This window comes from Streptomyces sp. AC627_RSS907 (genome assembly GCF_019049165.1).
In genome coordinates, this window is sequence record NZ_JAGMUE010000285.1 from 1 (window position 1) to 1,142 (window position 1,142).

The window sequence follows — 1,142 nt, forward strand, 5'->3', positions numbered from 1 at the left end:
CTGGCCCGGCACCCGCTGCGGGAGCTGGTCACCACCTCCGACCCGCTGCCCCTGCTCGTCGAACGCGAACGCGCCCTCTACGGCGCCTGGTACGAGTTCTTCCCCCGCTCCGAGGGCACCCCCGAACAGCCCCACGGCACCTTCCGCACCGCCGCCCGCCGGCTGCCCGCCATCGCCGCGATGGGCTTCGACGTCGTCTACCTCCCCCCCGTCCACCCCATCGGGACCACCCACCGCAAGGGCCGCAACAACACCCTCTCCGCCACCCCCGACGACGTCGGCGTCCCCTGGGCCATCGGCTCCCCCGAAGGCGGACACGACACCGTCCACCCCGCCCTCGGCACGATCGACGACTTCGACCACTTCGTCGGCCGCGCCTCCCGGCTGGGCCTGGAGGTCGCCCTCGACCTCGCCCTCCAGTGCTCCCCCGACCACCCCTGGGTCCACAAACACCCCGAGTGGTTCCACCACCGCCCCGACGGCACCATCGCCCACGCCGAGAACCCCCCGAAGAAGTACCAGGACATCTACCCCCTCGCCTTCGACGCCGACCCCGACGGCATCGTCACCGAGACCGTCCGCGTCCTCAGGTTCTGGATGGACCACGGCGTACGGATCTTCCGCGTCGACAACCCCCACACCAAACCCGTCGTCTTCTGGGAGAAGGTCATCGGCGAGATCAACCGCGCCGACCCCGACGTCATCTTCCTGGCGGAGGCCTTCACCCGCCCCGCGATGATGCACACCCTGGCCCAGATCGGCTTCCAGCAGTCCTACACCTACTTCACCTGGCGCAACACCAAACAGGAACTGACCGAGTACCTCACCGAGCTGTCCGGGGACGCCGCCTCCTACATGCGGCCCAACCTCTTCGCCAACACCCCCGACATCCTCCACGCCTACCTCCAGCACGGCGGCCGCCCCGCCTTCGAGGTCCGCGCCGTCCTCGCCGCCACCCTCTCCCCCACCTGGGGCATCTACAGCGGCTACGAACTCTGCGAGAACACCCCCCTGCGCGAAGGCAGCGAGGAATACCTCGACTCGGAGAAGTACCAGCTCAAACCCCGCGACTGGGCCGCCGCCGCCCGCGAGGGCCGCACCATCGCCCCCCTCATCACCCGCCTCAACACCATCCGCCGCGA

At 69.9% G+C, this 1,142-nt stretch carries 1 pseudogene; it reads left to right on the forward strand.

Annotation, left to right across the window (positions count from 1 at the left end):
- Positions 1-1,142: pseudogene (locus KUM32_RS33755) on the forward strand (alpha-1,4-glucan--maltose-1-phosphate maltosyltransferase); the annotation flags it as partial.